This is a genomic window from Escherichia albertii NBRC 107761 = DSM 17582 (assembly GCF_000759775.1).
Lineage (GTDB): Bacteria > Pseudomonadota > Gammaproteobacteria > Enterobacterales > Enterobacteriaceae > Escherichia > Escherichia albertii.
Window position 1 is genome coordinate 1 of record NZ_BBMY01000110.1, and the last position, 17,339, is coordinate 17,339.

A 17,339-nucleotide genomic window follows, 5' to 3' on the forward strand; every position below is an offset into this window, starting at 1 on the left:
TTATCGCAGGCGTAATAAAAAACGCCCCGGATGGATGAACTGTCCAGGGCGTTTTTTACTTTAATACTTACGCTGCTTACCACATATACGCCAGCAGCGTATGCGAGTCCGGCACCATAAAATCAACGGACATCATTACCGAGAGGGCGGTGATGGCGATGATTGAGAAACCGAACAGTTTGCGCGCCCAGATTCTGTCATCAGCAACTTTATAACCGCGCAGGGCCATACCTAACCACCAGACGCTGACCGCTGCGGCGACCACCAGATATTTATACCCAGCGTAACCGCCCAGCGAGAGCATCAATGTAGCAACGGCAAAAGCGATGATATACAGCGTAATGTGGTTCTTCGCTACCGAAATGCCTCTTACCACCGGCAGTACCGGAATGTTCGCCGCCTGATAATCCTTAAAACGGAAAATAGCGATGGCGTAAGAATGAGGCATTTGCCACAGGCTGAAAATCGCCAGCAGGATTGCCGCGCCGCTATCGAACTCACCGGTCACTGCACAGTAGCCAATCACCGGCGGCGCTGCGCCGGAGAGAGAACCGATCAGCGTTCCGTAGACCGAGTGGCGTTTCATGTACAGGCTATAGACGCCGACATAAACCACAAAGCCCATTACCCCCAGCCAGCAGGCCAGCGGGTTTGCGCCAAACCACAGCAGCATAAAGCCAGCAATACCCAGCAAGGTGGCGTACACCAGCGAGACAGCAGGAGAGATCAGGCCTTTAACCAGCACCCGGTTCTTCGTCCTTTCCATCTTTCTGTCGATATCCCTGTCGATGTAGTTGTTAAACACACAACCCGACGCCACAACCAGTGACACCCCAACCAGCGTGTAGATAAACAGGGGATAATCAATGCTGCCCTTTGAGGCCAGCAGAAATCCCCCAATCACCGAGATCAGGTTGCCAAAGATGATGCCTGGTTTCGTTACTTGCAGGTATTGCTTAAACATCATAACCGCCGCTCTTAGTGCATCATCATGTTGTAGTTGAGGTTCCACATAATCCAGATGGAGCCGACAACCAGGATAGCGATGATTAGCACGGTGAAGACAAACGCTGTCATGTTCCAGCCTTCATCTGATTTGGTATTCATGTGCAGGAAGCACACCAGATGCACCAGAACCTGTACCACTGCCATTACCAGGATGGTTCCCAGAATTACGGCCGGAGAGGCAGCCCCTGTCATCACCATCCAGAACGGAATTACCGTCAGGATTATCGACAGGATAAAGCCTGTCATGTAGGTTTTTACGCTGCCATGGGATGCGCCGCCGCTCGCGTTAGAATGACTCATTACATCGCCCCCATCAGATAAACAACAGTAAACACGCAGATCCAAACTACATCCAGGAAGTGCCAGAACAAACTCAGGCACATGATGCGGGTACGGTTGGTGCCGGTCAGGCCGCGACGGGCGATTTGCACCATCAGCACCGCCATCCAGATAAGACCGGAAGTGACGTGCAGACCGTGCGTGCCGACCAGCGCGAAGAACGCTGACAGGAAGCCGCTGCGATCCGGGCCCATTCCGTTAACAATCAGGTGATGGAATTCATAGAGTTCCATCCCGATAAATCCGGCGCCAAACAACCAGGTCAACATAAGCCAGGAGATAACCTGGCTTTTGTTGTTTTTGTACATGGCGATAGCCGCCATGCCGTAGGTGATGGAGCTGAACAACAGCAAGAAAGTTTCAACCAGAACGAACGGCAGTTCGAAAATGTCCTTACCTGTCGGGCCGCCTGCGGTGCCGTTCACCAGAACGGCATAGGTAGCAAACAAGATAGAGAACAGAATGCAGTCGCTCATCAGGTAGATCCAGAATCCGAAGATTTTGGTTCCGCCTGCATCGTGGTGCCCGTGTTCGTGCGCGTGGGCAGTCGCGTGCGTCAAAGTATCAGTTGCCATTTTTCAGCCCTGCCTTAGTAATTTCATCGAAATGCTGGTTTTCCAGTTTTTCGATTTCTGCCACCGGCACGTAGTAATCCACGTCCTCGTCGAAGCTTTTCACGATCCAGGTGATGCTCATGCCTGCGAAGCCAATAATCGCCAGCCACCAGATATGCCAGATCATGGCGAAACCGAAGATGGTGGAGAAAGCCGCAATGACGATTCCGGCGCCGCTGTTTTTCGGCATATGAATTTCTTCATAGTGGTCAGGCTTTTTGTACGCTTCGCCTTTCTCTTTCATTTCCCAGAATGCATCACGCTCGTGAACGTGCGGCACAACGGCAAAGTTATAGAACGGAGGCGGGGAAGAGGTTGCCCACTCCAGCGTACGGCCACCCCACGGGTCGCCAGTCAGGTCACGGTTCTGGTCGCGGTCGCGAATAGAAACGTACATCTGAATAACAAGGCAGAGAATACCCAGCGCAATCAGCACCGCACCGCTGGCTGCAATCATCAGCATGGTGTGGAACTGCGGGTCAATCTGCTGGCTCAAACGACGGGTCATGCCCATGAAGCCCAACGCATACAGCGGCATAAAGGCAACGAAGAAGCCGATGATCCAGAACCAGAACGCGCGTTTACCCCAGGTTTCGTTCAGTTTGAAACCGAACGCTTTAGGCCACCAGTAGGTCATCCCTGCGAAGCAACCGAAGACTACGCCGCCGATGATAACGTTATGGAAGTGTGCAATCAGGAACAGGCTGTTATGCAGAACGAAGTCCGCGCCAGGTACTGCCAGCAGCACGCCAGTCATACCGCCCACCGAGAAGGTGACGATAAAACCGATGGTCCACAGCATCGCAGAATGGAATACGATGCGGCCCTGATACATGGTGAACAGCCAGTTGAAGATCTTCACCCCGGTCGGGATGGCGATAATCATCGTGGTGATACCAAAGAAGGCGTTTACGTTCGCGCCCGCCCCCATCGTAAAGAAGTGGTGCAACCAAACGATGAACGACAGCACGGTGATACAGACGGTTGCCCATACCAGTGAGGTATAACCAAACAGACGTTTACGCGAGAAGGTTGCCGCAATTTCGGAGAACACACCGAAAACAGGCAGGATCAGGATGTAAACTTCCGGGTGGCCCCAGGCCCAAATCAGGTTGATGTACATCATCATGTTGCCACCCATATCGTTGGTAAAGAAATGGGTGCCCAGATAGCGATCCAGGGTCAACAACGCGACGGTAACCGTCAGAATTGGGAAGGAGGCAATAATCAGTACGTTCGCGCACAGTGATGCCCAGGTAAATACCGGCATCTTGAACATGGTCATGCCCGGTGCGCGCATCTTCAGAATGGTAACGAAGAAGTTGATACCGGTTAGCGTCGTACCTATACCGGATAGCTGGAGACTCCATATCCAGTAATCGACACCGACTCCCGGACTGTACTCTATTCCCGATAACGGTGGATAGGCCAGCCAACCGGTCTGCGCAAACTCACCCACGCCGAGAGAAACGTTAACCAGAATCACGCCAACAACGGTAAACCAGAAGCTTAAGTTGTTGAGGAACGGGAACGCAACGTCACGCGCGCCGATCTGCAGCGGAACCACCAGGTTCATCAGACCGATAACGAAAGGCATTGCCACGAAGAAGATCATAATCACGCCGTGGGCGGTGAAGACCTGATCATAGTGGTGCGGCGGCAGGAAGCCAGCTTCGCCCGCTGAGGCCAGCGCCTGTTGGCTACGCATCATAATGGCGTCAGCAAAACCACGCAGCAACATGACAATCGCCACGATGATATACATGATCCCAAGGCGCTTATGGTCGACAGAAGTCAGCCACTCTTTCCACAGGTAAGTCCACTTACCGAAGTAAGTAATCAGGCCAACGAGCGCCAGACCTCCCAAAATAATGCCAGCGATCGTAACCATGATGATAGGTTCATGGAACGGAACTGCATCAAGTGATAATTTTCCGAACATCTTTATTCTTCCTCAACCCCTTTAATGGGCGGATTCCGCGTGGCTCATGTCCATGCCTTCCATACCTTCGTGTGCGCTGTGCTCACCTTCTGGCTGGGTCATGTCCATGCTCTTACCGTGAGCCATAAACTTGTTAATTACATCGGCAAACAAATCGGGTTTCACGTTGGAGAAATATTCCACCTGGTTGTATTCGCTAGGTGCAGCCAGTTTTTCGAACGCAGCCATATCAGACATCGTGTTTGGTGACTGTTTCGCTTTCGCGACCCATTGTTCGAATGCGGCACGATCCGGTGTAGCGATAGCCTTGAACTTCATACCTGAGAACCCCTGGCCGCTATAGCTGGCAGAGATACCGTCATAAGTACCAGGCTCGTTGGCGATCAGATGCAGGCGAGTTTGCATACCTGCCATGGCATAAATCTGACTACCCAGACGTGGAATAAAGAAGGAGTTCATCACGGAGTTGGAGGTCACTTTGAAGTACACCGGAGTGTTCGCCGGGAAGGCGATTTCATTTACGGTAGCAATGCCTTGTTCCGGGTAGATGAAGAACCATTTCCAGTCCATGGAAACCACTTCGATGGTAATTGGCTTCTCGTCGTGCGCCAGCGGTTTGCTTGGCTCAAGAGCGTGAGTGGTTTTCCAGGTCAGTACCGCAAGGAAGATGATGATTAAGATAGGCACCGTCCAGACCACAGCTTCCACTTTATTGGAGTGTGACCAGTTCGGGCTGTACTTCGCATCTTTATTGCTCGCACGGTACTTCCAGGCGAAACCAACAGCCATCAAGATGGCAGGAATAACGACAATCAACATCAGGCCAAATGCCGTCAGTATCAGTGAACGTTGTTCCATACCAATCTGTCCTTTGGGATCTAACAGCGCAGAATTACAACCACTGAGCAATACAGTGCCTGCAAATAATGACAACCATCCCAAACTTTTATTGTATTTCCTGAGTCTCATTTAACGACCTCAATTCCACGGGATCTGGTGGCGTTTAAAGTGTGTGGGCATTTTACGGGAAGGTTACATCTCTGTAAACGTGATTAAATTATTGTTACTTTGATTTGGTTGTTTGCTCGCATATGTTGCAAAATATATTGTGTTGATTTTAAGAAGCTGTTGCAAAAGGGCGTTATAACGAAAGGAGACTACAGGAGGGACCAGAAAGGGTAATTGGTATAACCAATGTTAAATAAAAACAATCGTTTAACAATTAATTATCATTAAAATGACAATTACATGGGGAGAAAAAAGAATACCATTAGCTGAATCGTGTAAGAAAAATAGAACCTATAAATACGATCAATAATTTCAGAAAGCTAAGCCGCACAAAAGAACAAATATTATTAAGTGATGCTGATGTTTATTTAGCCGTAATAATTACACGGAGTGATTACTACAGCTAAATAATATTCACAGGTTACGTCAGGTGTGTTTTACGTAGCGCCAGATAGTCCAGTAAACTGCCAAGCACTATGCCGCCAAGAGCGACTAAAACACCGGCTTCCAACAGGACTGGCAGGAACGAGAAATGGGTCAAATCCAGCGCGTCCATCGTCAACAACAGTAACCACACAGCCAGCAGGCAGGCGCCCGCCGCCAGGGTCCACGTGGCAAAGGCATAACCTGATGGATATTCGGTACGCGGGATAAAGTCGTTGTTGAGCCGCGTATATTCCAGCGTCTGGCGGCAAACCAGCAGTAAAATAAGTCCGGGGACGGCGGCTGCGACAGAGAACAGATAGAACGTCGACCAGCCGTGAGCTTCAACAAACCAGCCTGCCACGGGGCCTACATAAACCCGACCTACGGCAGAGAGTGCTGAGAGCAGGGCGAACTGAGTAGCGGAAAATGACTTATTACACAGAGTCATTAACAGGGCCACAAACGCCGATGTTCCCATCCCGCCGCACAGGTTTTCGAAAAAGACGGCCGCGCCCATACTGTAGAGATGCTTATCAGTGATGGAAAGCAGCCAGTAACCAGCGTTGGACGCGCCCTGTAAAATACCGAAAATCAGTAGCGCACGGAACAGCGAAAGGCGCTGCATCAAAATACCGCCGTACAAAGCACCAACAATGGTCGCCAGTAAACCGAGCGTTTTGTTAACCACACCCACTTCACCAGCATCAAACCCGACGCCGCGAATTAAAAAGGTGGTTGTCAGGCTCATGGCGAAAGCATCACCCAGTTTGTACAGTACGATTAAAAGCAGAATCAACCAGGCGTTATTGCGACCAAAGAAATCACGCAGAGGCGCAACAACGGCTTGCTCCAGTGTTTTCGGTACGGGAATGGTGTCGGTTGGTTCCGGTGCAAGCAATGTCGCGATAATACAAGGGATCAACAGGGCCGCCATCAACCAATACATGCCTTGCCAGCCCAGCCATTTATCCGCCAGCCATAAAGCCAGACCGCCAGAAACCAGCATCCCCAGACGGTAACCCAGTACGCTGATTGCCGCTCCTGCGCCGCGTTCTTCCGCTGGAAGTACATCCGTTTTCCAGGCATCAAAGACGATATCCTGAGAAGCGGAGCAAAAAGCGATAACCACCGCCAGCGCAGCCATCCAGCGTAGTTGCGTACCCGGTTCAAGAAACCCCATTGCCGCAATCGCCAGTAATAACAGCGTTTGCGTAGCGAGCAGCCAACCGCGTCGCCGACCGAGAAATGGCGGGGTATAGCGATCCATTAACGGCGACCAGAGGAATTTAAATACGTAAGCCTGGCCCACCAGAGAGAAGAAACCAATAGTTTTAAGATCGATATTCTCGACCGTCATCCACGCCTGTAACGTGCCGGATGTCAGGGCGAGGGGGAGCCCGGAAGCAAAACCCAGGATCAGCAAAATGGCTGAACGCGGCTGTTGGAAAATACGTAAATATTGACTGGACATGGGCATCTACAGGCCCGGTTTACGCCGGGCCAGAAGGCAGAAATTAACGTGCGTTCTGCTTGATGAATTCGTGAATGCTGGTGTCCTGAGACATATCAGCGATGGTGTCGGTCAGCACACTGTTAACCGCATCGGCAATGTTTTTGTTGGAGGCCTGGAAAGCGCCTTCAACGTTGTAGCTGGCACGATAGTTTTTGGTCATCTTGTTGCCATTTTGCGCAGTGGCGATGATGGCGATATCCGCTTTGGTAGCAATGTTGTAACGCACATTGCCCTGGGAAACGTCTGCGTACAGTTGGTTAACGATGATTTGCAGATTAACCGGACCATTTGGGCCGACCATATAACCACGCGCGGTCATTTGTTTTTCCAGCACTTCTTGCAGCAGGAAACGCAGATCGCGGGAAGCGGTCAGGGTAACAATCTGGTTGTTGCGGGTGACTTTCGCCAGCGCCTGATCGGCACGCTGGTCAGCGCCGTTAATGCTCACGGTGACGCCCATCAAACTTGGATCTTGTTGTGGCAGCGTCATTGTCGGGGAGACATCGATAGTCGTTGGCGGCGTTGCGCACCCCGCAAGCATAAACAGGGCAACTAACGGGAAGAGGATTTTTTTAAACATGTTCTGGCTCTCAGAGACTTGTAAGCGTGTTTGGTAAAAATTCCCGCCATCATAACATTGCCAACGACGAGGGGAAGTGGGTGAGGCATGTAAATTCATCATGTTGACGAAATAATCGCCTTGAGCAAAAGAAACACCGACGCGAAGCCCGTGAATCGATCTTTAAACCAGTAAACTTCATACGCTTGACGGAAAAAACGGGGTGAACGCTAAATATTTGTTGTTAAGCTGTAATGGAAACGGTAAAAGCGGCTAGTATTTAAAGGGATGGGTGACATCTCAGCGTTGTCGGAGGAGATATTTCATGATGATACGTGAGCGGATAGAAGAAAAATTAAGGACGGCGTTCCAACCCGTATTCCTCGAAGTTGTGGATGAAAGCTATCGTCACAATGTCCCGGCCGGCTCTGAAAGCCATTTTAAAGTTGTGCTGGTCAGCGATCGTTTTACGGGTGAACGTTTTCTTAATCGTCATCGAATGATTTACAGTACGTTAGCGGAAGAACTCTCTACTACCGTTCATGCGCTGGCTTTGCATACTTATACCATTAAGGAGTGGGAGGGGCTGCAGGATACGATCTTTGCCTCTCCTCCCTGTCGTGGAGCTGGAAGCATCGCCTAAAAACGCATTTGCAACAGTCAGCGCTTTTCCAGTATGTTGCTAGAGATTTTATGAAAAACGGCCTGCGGGCCGTTTTGTTTTGTCTGGATTTTGTGCTTTTTGCCCGGCATTCAGACGAAAATTGCCCGGGAATTGTGAAAAAATACGCGGCAGCGCGCAATAACCGTTCTCGACTCATATAAGTGATGCCGCTATAATGCCGCGTCTTATTTGAATGTTTCGGGATGATTCTGGTAACAGGGAATGTGATTGATTATAAGAACATCCCGGTTCCGCGAAGCCAACAACCTGTGCTTGCGGGGTAAGAGTTGACCGAGCACTGTGATTTTTTGAGGTAACAAGATGCAAGTTTCAGTTGAAACCACTCAAGGCCTTGGCCGCCGTGTAACGATTACTATCGCTGCTGACAGCATCGAGACCGCTGTTAAAAGCGAGCTGGTCAACGTTGCGAAAAAAGTACGTATTGACGGCTTCCGCAAAGGCAAAGTGCCAATGAATATCGTTGCTCAGCGTTATGGCGCGTCTGTACGCCAGGACGTTCTGGGCGACCTGATGAGCCGTAACTTCATTGACGCCATCATTAAAGAAAAAATCAATCCGGCTGGCGCACCGACCTATGTTCCGGGCGAATACAAGCCGGGTGAAGACTTCACCTACTCTGTAGAATTTGAAGTCTATCCGGAAGTTGAACTGCAGGGTCTGGAAGCGATCGAAGTTGAAAAACCGATCGTTGAAGTGACCGACGCTGACGTTGACGGCATGCTGGATACTCTGCGTAAACAGCAGGCTACCTGGAAAGAAAAAGACGGCGCTGCTGACGCAGAAGACCGCGTTACCATCGATTTCACCGGTTCTGTAGACGGTGAAGAGTTCGAAGGCGGTAAAGCGACTGACTTCGTACTGGCGATGGGGCAGGGCCGCATGATCCCGGGCTTTGAAGACGGTATCAAGGGCCACAAAGCTGGCGAAGAGTTCACTATCGATGTGACCTTCCCGGAAGAGTACCACGCAGAAAACCTGAAAGGTAAGGCAGCGAAATTTGCTATCAACCTGAAGAAAGTTGAAGAGCGTGAGCTGCCGGAGCTGACTGCTGAATTCATCAAACGTTTCGGCGTTGAAGATGGTTCCGTAGAAGGTTTGCGTGCTGAAGTGCGTAAAAACATGGAACGCGAGCTGAAGAGCGCAATTCGCAATCGCGTTAAGTCCCAGGCGATTGAAGGTCTGGTAAAAGCTAACGACATCGACGTTCCGGCTGCGCTGATCGACAGCGAAATCGACGTTCTGCGTCGTCAGGCTGCACAGCGTTTCGGCGGCAACGAGAAACAAGCTCTGGAACTGCCGCGTGAACTGTTTGAAGAACAGGCTAAACGTCGTGTTGTAGTTGGCCTGCTGCTGGGCGAAGTTATCCGCACCAACGAGCTGAAAGCTGACGAAGAGCGTGTGAAAGGCCTGATCGAAGAGATGGCTTCTGCGTATGAAGATCCGAAAGAAGTTATTGAGTTCTACAGCAAAAATAAAGAGCTGATGGACAATATGCGTAACGTCGCTCTGGAAGAACAGGCTGTTGAAGCGATTCTGGCGAAAGCGAAAGTGACTGAAAAAGAAACCACTTTCAACGAACTGATGAACCAGCAGGCGTAATTTACGCAGCGTAAAGCGCTAAATTCGCACAAAGGCCCGTCACCGCCAGGTGGTGGGCTTTTTTTTGTCATGAATATTGCATGGGACCGTGCGAAAACCGCGTTTCGGTGTTAGCGTTACAACAAAAGATTGTTATGCTTGAAATATGGTGATGCCGTACCCATAACACAGGGACTAGCTGATAATCCGTCCATAAGGTTACAATCGGTACAGCAGGTTTTTTCAATTTTATCCAGGAGACGGAAATGTCATACAGCGGCGAACGAGATAACTTAGCACCCCATATGGCGCTGGTGCCGATGGTCATTGAACAGACCTCACGCGGCGAGCGCTCTTTTGATATCTATTCTCGTCTACTTAAGGAACGCGTCATTTTTCTGACCGGCCAGGTTGAAGATCACATGGCAAACCTGATTGTGGCGCAGATGCTGTTCCTGGAAGCGGAAAACCCGGAAAAAGATATCTATCTGTACATTAACTCCCCTGGCGGGGTAATCACTGCCGGGATGTCTATCTATGACACCATGCAGTTTATCAAGCCTGATGTCAGCACTATCTGTATGGGCCAGGCGGCCTCAATGGGCGCATTCCTGCTGACAGCCGGGGCAAAAGGTAAACGTTTCTGCCTGCCGAATTCGCGCGTGATGATCCACCAGCCGTTGGGAGGCTATCAGGGTCAGGCGACCGATATCGAAATTCATGCCCGTGAAATTCTGAAAGTTAAAGGGCGTATGAATGAACTTATGGCGCTCCATACGGGTCAATCATTAGAACAGATTGAACGAGACACCGAGCGCGATCGCTTCCTGTCCGCACCTGAAGCGGTGGAATACGGTCTGGTCGATTCGATTCTGACCCATCGTAATTGATGCCAGAGGCGCAACTGTACCGCTATACTTACCCAGAGCGGCACAACGCTGTAAGCGGCTTGCGCCTGAGAATGGCATTTGCGTCGTCGTGTGCGGCACAAAGAACAAAGAAGAGGTTTTGACCCATGACAGATAAACGCAAAGATGGCTCAGGCAAATTGCTGTATTGCTCTTTTTGCGGCAAAAGCCAGCATGAAGTGCGCAAGCTGATTGCCGGACCATCCGTGTATATCTGCGACGAATGTGTCGATTTATGTAACGACATCATTCGCGAAGAGATTAAAGAAGTAGCACCGCATCGTGAACGCAGTGCGCTGCCGACGCCACATGAAATTCGCAACCACCTGGACGATTACGTTATCGGGCAGGAACAGGCGAAAAAAGTGCTGGCGGTCGCGGTATACAACCACTACAAACGTCTGCGCAACGGCGATACCAGCAATGGCGTCGAGTTGGGCAAAAGTAACATTCTGCTGATTGGCCCGACCGGCTCCGGTAAAACGCTGCTGGCCGAAACGCTGGCGCGCCTGCTGGACGTCCCGTTCACCATGGCCGACGCGACTACCCTGACCGAAGCCGGTTATGTGGGCGAAGACGTTGAAAACATTATTCAGAAGCTGTTGCAAAAGTGCGATTACGACGTACAGAAAGCGCAGCGCGGGATTGTCTACATCGATGAAATCGACAAAATTTCTCGTAAGTCAGACAACCCATCTATTACCCGTGACGTTTCCGGTGAAGGCGTACAGCAGGCACTGTTGAAACTGATCGAAGGCACGGTTGCCGCCGTTCCACCGCAAGGTGGGCGTAAACATCCGCAGCAGGAGTTCTTGCAGGTTGATACCTCTAAGATCCTGTTTATCTGCGGCGGCGCGTTTGCTGGTCTGGATAAAGTGATTTCCCATCGTGTAGAAACCGGCTCCGGCATTGGTTTTGGCGCGACGGTAAAAGCGAAGTCTGATAAAGCAAGCGAAGGCGAGCTGCTGGCGCAGGTTGAACCGGAAGATCTGATCAAGTTTGGTCTGATCCCTGAGTTCATCGGTCGTCTGCCAGTTGTAGCAACGCTGAATGAACTGAGCGAAGAAGCCCTGATTCAGATCCTTAAAGAGCCGAAAAACGCCCTGACCAAGCAATATCAGGCGCTGTTTAATCTCGAAGGCGTGGAGCTGGAGTTCCGTGACGAGGCACTGGATGCTATCGCCAGGAAAGCGATGGCGCGTAAAACCGGTGCTCGTGGTCTGCGTTCCATCGTTGAAGCGGCGCTACTCGATACCATGTACGATCTGCCGTCCATGGAAGATGTCGAAAAAGTGGTAATCGATGAGTCAGTGATTGAAGGCCAGAGCAAACCGTTGCTGATTTATGGCAAGCCAGAAGCACAGCAGGCTTCTGGTGAATAATTAACCACATTCATACAATTAGTTAACTAAAAAGGGGGGATTTTATCCCCCCTTTCATTTTTCCTCTATTCTCAGCGTTGAATGTGGGGGAAACATCCCCATATACTGACGTACATGTTAATAGATGGCGTGAAGCACAGTCGTGTCATCTGATTACCTGGCGGACATTAAACTAAGAGAGAGCTCTATGAATCCTGAGCGTTCTGAACGCATTGAAATCCCCGTATTGCCGCTGCGCGATGTGGTGGTTTATCCGCACATGGTCATCCCCTTATTTGTCGGACGGGAAAAATCTATCCGTTGTCTGGAAGCGGCGATGGACCATGATAAGAAAATTATGCTGGTCGCGCAGAAAGAAGCCTCAACGGATGAGCCGGGTGTAAACGATCTTTTCACCGTCGGGACCGTGGCCTCTATATTGCAGATGCTGAAACTGCCTGACGGCACCGTCAAAGTGCTGGTCGAGGGGTTACAGCGCGCGCGTATTTCTGCGCTCTCTGATAATGGCGAACATTTTTCTGCGAAGGCGGAGTATCTGGAGTCACCGACCATTGATGAGCGGGAACAGGAAGTGCTGGTGCGTACCGCAATCAGCCAGTTCGAAGGTTACATCAAGCTGAACAAAAAAATTCCACCCGAAGTGCTGACGTCGCTGAACAGCATCGACGACCCGGCGCGCCTGGCGGATACCATTGCCGCGCATATGCCGCTGAAACTGGCTGACAAGCAGTCCGTTCTTGAGATGTCCGACGTGAATGAGCGTCTGGAATATCTGATGGCGATGATGGAATCGGAAATCGATCTGCTGCAGGTTGAGAAGCGCATTCGCAACCGCGTTAAAAAGCAGATGGAGAAATCCCAGCGTGAGTACTATCTGAATGAGCAAATGAAAGCGATTCAGAAAGAACTCGGCGAAATGGACGACGCGCCGGACGAAAACGAAGCCCTGAAGCGCAAAATCGACGCGGCGAAAATGCCGAAAGAGGCGAAAGAGAAAGCGGAAGCAGAGCTGCAGAAGCTGAAAATGATGTCTCCGATGTCGGCAGAAGCGACCGTGGTGCGCGGTTATATCGACTGGATGGTTCAGGTGCCGTGGAATGCGCGTAGCAAGGTCAAAAAAGACCTGCGTCAGGCGCAAGAAATCCTTGATACCGACCATTATGGTCTGGAGCGCGTGAAAGATCGCATCCTTGAATATCTCGCGGTTCAAAGCCGTGTCAACAAAATCAAGGGGCCGATTCTCTGTCTGGTTGGGCCGCCGGGGGTAGGTAAAACGTCTCTGGGACAGTCCATTGCGAAAGCGACCGGACGTAAATATGTCCGTATGGCGTTGGGCGGTGTGCGCGATGAAGCGGAAATTCGTGGTCACCGTCGTACTTACATCGGTTCTATGCCGGGTAAACTAATCCAGAAAATGGCGAAAGTGGGCGTGAAAAACCCGCTGTTCCTGCTGGATGAGATCGACAAAATGTCTTCGGATATGCGTGGCGATCCGGCTTCCGCACTGCTTGAAGTGCTGGATCCAGAACAGAACGTGGCGTTCAGCGACCACTATCTGGAAGTGGATTACGACCTTAGCGATGTGATGTTTGTGGCGACGTCGAACTCCATGAACATTCCGGCGCCGCTGCTGGATCGTATGGAAGTGATTCGCCTTTCTGGTTATACCGAAGATGAAAAACTGAACATCGCTAAACGTCACCTGCTGCCGAAGCAGATTGAGCGTAATGCGTTGAAAAAAGGCGAGTTGACTGTCGATGATAGCGCCATTATTGGCATTATCCGTTACTACACGCGTGAGGCTGGCGTGCGTGGTCTGGAGCGTGAAATCTCCAAACTGTGTCGTAAAGCTGTTAAGCAGTTACTGCTCGATAAGTCACTAAAACATATCGAAATTAACGGCGATAATCTGCACGACTATCTTGGCGTACAGCGTTTCGACTATGGTCGCGCGGATAACGAAAACCGCGTTGGTCAGGTTACGGGGCTGGCGTGGACAGAAGTGGGTGGCGACTTGCTGACCATTGAAACTGCATGTGTCCCAGGTAAAGGCAAACTGACCTATACCGGTTCATTGGGTGAAGTGATGCAGGAGTCCATTCAGGCGGCGTTAACTGTGGTTCGCGCGCGTGCAGAAAAACTGGGTATTAACCCTGATTTTTACGAAAAACGCGATATCCACGTGCATGTGCCGGAAGGTGCGACGCCAAAAGATGGTCCGAGTGCTGGTATCGCGATGTGCACCGCACTGGTTTCTTGCCTGACGGGCAACCCGGTTCGCGCCGATGTGGCGATGACGGGGGAGATCACTCTGCGTGGTCAGGTGTTGCCTATCGGCGGTTTGAAAGAAAAACTGCTGGCAGCGCATCGCGGCGGAATTAAAACAGTCTTAATTCCGTTCGAAAACAAACGCGATCTGGAAGAGATCCCGGAGAATGTCATTGCCGATCTGGATATTCATCCGGTGAAGCGTATTGAGGAAGTTCTGACTCTTGCGCTGCAAAATGAACCCTCTGGTATGCAGGTTGTAACCGCAAAATAGTGACCTCGCGCAAAATGCACTAATAAAAACAGGGCTGGCAGGCCAATTCGGACTTGCCAGCCTTTTTTTGTCTCGTTAACTTAGAGGGCGGATTAGGCTTGCCCTTAGTAAGGGGTGTTGTAAGGGGATGGCGGGCCTGATATAACTGCTGCGCGTTCGTATCTTGAAGGATTCAAGTGCGATATAAATTATAAAGAGGAAGAGAAGAGTGAATAAATCTCAATTGATCGACAAGATTGCTGCAGGAGCTGATATCTCTAAAGCTGCGGCTGGCCGTGCGTTAGACGCTATTATTGCTTCCGTAACGGAATCTCTGAAAGAAGGGGATGATGTAGCGCTGGTAGGTTTTGGTACTTTTGCCGTTAAAGAGCGTGCTGCCCGTACTGGCCGCAACCCGCAGACCGGTAAAGAGATCACCATTGCTGCCGCTAAAGTACCGAGCTTCCGTGCAGGCAAGGCACTGAAAGACGCGGTAAACTAAGCGTTGTCCCCTGAGGGGATGTGACGAAGTTCAAGGGCGCATCTACTGATGTGCCTTTTTTATTTGTATTCCGTGACTTTCTGCGTGTTGTGGGCTGACAATTGCCCCCGTTTCTTGTCACAATAGGCCTTTGCGCGCAGCGATACGCTGCGTGAGGTATACAGTCACCTACAGCGGAGTGTTGTTACACCATGATGGACAGCTTACGCACGGCTGCAAACAGTCTCGTGCTCAAGATTATTTTCGGTATCATTATCGTGTCGTTTATTTTGACCGGCGTGAGTGGTTACCTGATTGGCGGAGGCAATAACTACGCCGCAAAAGTGAATGACCAGGAAATCAGCCGTGGTCAGTTCGAGAACGCTTTTAATAGCGAGCGTAATCGCATGCAGCAACAACTGGGCGACCGATACTCTGAACTGGCGGCGAACGAAGGTTACATGAAAACGTTGCGTCAGCAGGTGCTGAATCGTCTGATCGACGAGGCGCTGCTGGATCAGTACGCCCGCGAACTGAAACTGGGTATCAGCGATGAGCAGGTTAAACAGGCTATTTTCGCAACCCCAGCTTTCCAGGTTGACGGCAAATTCGATAACAGCCGCTATAACAGCATCCTCAACCAAATGGGGATGAGCGCCGATCAATACGCGCAAGCATTACGCAATCAGCTGACAACTCAACAGCTGATTAACGGCGTTGCCGGCACCGACTTTATGCTGAAAGGTGAAACCGATGAACTGGCAGCGCTGGTCGCTCAACAACGCGTAGTGCGTGAAGCAACTATTGATGTTAACGCGCTGGCGGCTAAGCAGGCAGTGACCGAACAGGAAATCGCCAGCTATTACGAGCAAAACAAAAACAATTTCATGACGCCGGAACAATTCCGCGTGAGCTATATCAAGCTGGACGCTGCGACGATGCAGCAACCGGTTAGCGATGCGGATATCCAGAGCTACTACGATCAACATCAGGAGCAGTTCACTCAGCCACAGCGTATGCGCTACAGCATCATCCAGACTAAAACTGAAGATGAAGCGAAAGCTGTACTTGCTGAGCTGAATAAAGGAGGTGATTTTGCTGCCCTGGCGAAAGAGAAATCAGCCGATATTATCTCTGCCCGTAATGGCGGCGATATGGGGTGGTTAGAAGATGCCACTGTCCCGGACGAGCTGAAAAATGCCGGCCTGAAAGAAAAAGGACAACTTTCTGGCGTTATCAAATCCTCGGTGGGTTTCTTGATTGTGCGTCTGGATGACGTTCAGCCAGCGAAAGTGAAGTCATTAGACGAAGTGCGTGATGACATCGCGGCAAAAGTGAAACACGAAAAAGCCCTGGATGCTTACTATGCGCTGCAACAGAAAGTCAGCGATGCGGCGAGCAATGACACCGAATCTCTGGCTGGCGCAGAACAGGCGGCGGGCGTGAAAGCGACGCAAACGGGTTGGTTTAGCAAGGATAATCTGCCGGAAGAGTTAAACTTTAAACCCGTTGCGGACGCGATCTTCAACGGTGGTCTGGTTGGTGAAAACGGCGCTCCGGGTATCAACTCTGACATCATCACTGTAGACGGCGATCGCGCGTTCGTCCTGCGTATCAGCGAACACAAACCGGAAACGGTTAAACCGTTGGCAGATGTTCAGGAACAGGTTAAGGCGATGGTTCAGCACAATAAAGCGGAACAGCAGGCGAAACTGGATGCTGAAAAACTGCTGGTTGAGCTGAAAGCAGGCAAAGGTGCGGAAGCTATGCAGGCGGCAGCTCTGAAATTTGGCGAGCCGAAAACCTTAAACCGTTCTGGTCAGGACCCGATTAGTCAGGCGGCGTTTGCTCTGCCTCTGCCAACTCAGGACAAACCGAGCTATGGTATGGCGACCGATATGCAAGGCAATGTCGTTCTTCTGGCGCTGGATGAAGTGAAACAAGGCTCAATGCCGGAAGAGCAGAAAAAAGCGATGGTGCAGGGGATCACCCAGAACAACGCACAAATCGTCTTTGAAGCGCTGATGAGTAACCTGCGCAAAGAGGCGAAAATCAAAATTGGCGATGCGCTGGAACAGCAATAATCCTGAAGACGCCTCGCAAAAAAATGCGTTGCAACTGTAACAAGAAAAGGTCGCTTTCGCGGCCTTTTCCATTTCTGAACATTGCCATTTGTTTCCTGTTTTCACTCCCGTTAAGGTGATTCCACTGTTAACAAACAAGGAGAAAACAGTATGAAACACGGAATCAAAGCTCTGCTCATTACCCTTTCCCTGGCCTGTGCCGGAATGTCTCATAGTGCACTGGCGGCAGCTCCTGCGGTGAAAAGTTCGGCGGTAGAAACCAAAGCAGATGCGCCTGCTACGGCCCAAAAT

14 protein-coding genes and 1 pseudogene are annotated in these 17,339 nt (G+C 50.8%); 8 read left to right on the top strand and 7 right to left on the bottom strand.

Going from position 1 to position 17,339, the window contains the following annotated elements:
- Positions 1 to 76 precede the first annotated feature (76 nt).
- The 7 genes from cyoE to EA14781_RS17175 all read right to left on the bottom strand — a co-directional run bounded on the left by cyoE (position 77) and on the right by EA14781_RS17175 (position 7,430).
- Positions 77 to 967: a heme o synthase gene (cyoE, locus tag EA14781_RS17145; protein ID WP_000971343.1), complete on the bottom strand. Its 891-nt coding sequence runs from the start codon at positions 965 to 967 to the stop codon at positions 77 to 79.
- Positions 968 to 978: 11 nt separating this feature from the next.
- Positions 979 to 1,308: a cytochrome o ubiquinol oxidase subunit IV gene (locus EA14781_RS17150; RefSeq protein WP_000019795.1), complete on the bottom strand. Its 330-nt coding sequence runs from the start codon at positions 1,306 to 1,308 to the stop codon at positions 979 to 981.
- Positions 1,308 to 1,922, bottom strand: a complete 615-nt coding sequence (locus EA14781_RS17155) for a cytochrome o ubiquinol oxidase subunit III (protein WP_000179823.1) — start codon at positions 1,920 to 1,922, stop codon at positions 1,308 to 1,310. Before EA14781_RS17155 ends, EA14781_RS17150 begins: the two co-directional genes overlap by 1 nt.
- Positions 1,912 to 3,903 (bottom strand): cytochrome o ubiquinol oxidase subunit I, encoded by a 1,992-nt coding sequence (cyoB, locus tag EA14781_RS17160; protein WP_000467152.1) that lies wholly within the window; start codon positions 3,901 to 3,903, stop codon positions 1,912 to 1,914. Before cyoB ends, EA14781_RS17155 begins: the two co-directional genes overlap by 11 nt.
- A 21-nt stretch (positions 3,904 to 3,924) precedes the next feature.
- Positions 3,925 to 4,872, bottom strand: a complete 948-nt coding sequence (cyoA, locus tag EA14781_RS17165) for a cytochrome o ubiquinol oxidase subunit II (protein WP_001239445.1) — start codon at positions 4,870 to 4,872, stop codon at positions 3,925 to 3,927.
- A gap of 460 nt (positions 4,873 to 5,332) precedes the next feature.
- Positions 5,333 to 6,808, bottom strand: a complete 1,476-nt coding sequence (gene ampG / locus EA14781_RS17170) for a muropeptide MFS transporter AmpG (RefSeq protein WP_000098487.1) — start codon at positions 6,806 to 6,808, stop codon at positions 5,333 to 5,335.
- A gap of 43 nt (positions 6,809 to 6,851) precedes the next feature.
- Entirely contained in the window at positions 6,852 to 7,430 is a 579-nt protein-coding gene (locus tag EA14781_RS17175; protein ID WP_002430253.1) for a lipoprotein, read from the bottom strand.
- Between the two features lie 304 nt (positions 7,431 to 7,734).
- Here EA14781_RS17175 and bolA point away from each other — a divergent pair, with 304 nt between their 5' ends.
- From bolA to EA14781_RS25815, 8 genes and pseudogenes are all read left to right on the top strand, one after another.
- Positions 7,735 to 8,052, top strand: a complete 318-nt coding sequence (gene bolA / locus EA14781_RS17180) for a transcriptional regulator BolA (RefSeq protein WP_000973459.1) — start codon at positions 7,735 to 7,737, stop codon at positions 8,050 to 8,052.
- Between the two features lie 342 nt (positions 8,053 to 8,394).
- Positions 8,395 to 9,693 (top strand): trigger factor, encoded by a 1,299-nt coding sequence (gene tig / locus EA14781_RS17190; protein ID WP_001198396.1) that lies wholly within the window; start codon positions 8,395 to 8,397, stop codon positions 9,691 to 9,693.
- Positions 9,694 to 9,938: 245 nt separating this feature from the next.
- Entirely contained in the window at positions 9,939 to 10,562 is a 624-nt protein-coding gene (gene clpP, locus EA14781_RS17195) for an ATP-dependent Clp endopeptidase proteolytic subunit ClpP (RefSeq protein WP_000122258.1), read from the top strand.
- A 125-nt stretch (positions 10,563 to 10,687) separates the two neighbouring features.
- Positions 10,688 to 11,962, top strand: coding sequence for an ATP-dependent protease ATP-binding subunit ClpX (clpX, locus tag EA14781_RS17200; RefSeq protein WP_000130308.1), 1,275 nt, complete (start codon positions 10,688 to 10,690; stop codon positions 11,960 to 11,962).
- Positions 11,963 to 12,149: 187 nt separating this feature from the next.
- On the top strand, positions 12,150 to 14,504 hold the full coding sequence (gene lon, locus EA14781_RS17205; protein ID WP_002430252.1) for an endopeptidase La: 2,355 nt from the start codon (positions 12,150 to 12,152) through the stop codon (positions 14,502 to 14,504).
- Positions 14,505 to 14,694: 190 nt separating this feature from the next.
- On the top strand, positions 14,695 to 14,985 hold the full coding sequence (gene hupB / locus EA14781_RS17210) for a nucleoid-associated protein HU-beta (protein ID WP_254892905.1): 291 nt from the start codon (positions 14,695 to 14,697) through the stop codon (positions 14,983 to 14,985).
- A 191-nt stretch (positions 14,986 to 15,176) separates the two neighbouring features.
- The gene (ppiD, locus tag EA14781_RS17215) at positions 15,177 to 17,048 is read left to right on the top strand and encodes a peptidylprolyl isomerase (RefSeq protein ID WP_000969410.1); all 1,872 of its coding nucleotides are present in this window, start codon (positions 15,177 to 15,179) and stop codon (positions 17,046 to 17,048) included.
- Between the two features lie 150 nt (positions 17,049 to 17,198).
- Positions 17,199 to 17,339: pseudogene (locus EA14781_RS25815) on the top strand (hypothetical protein); the annotation flags it as partial.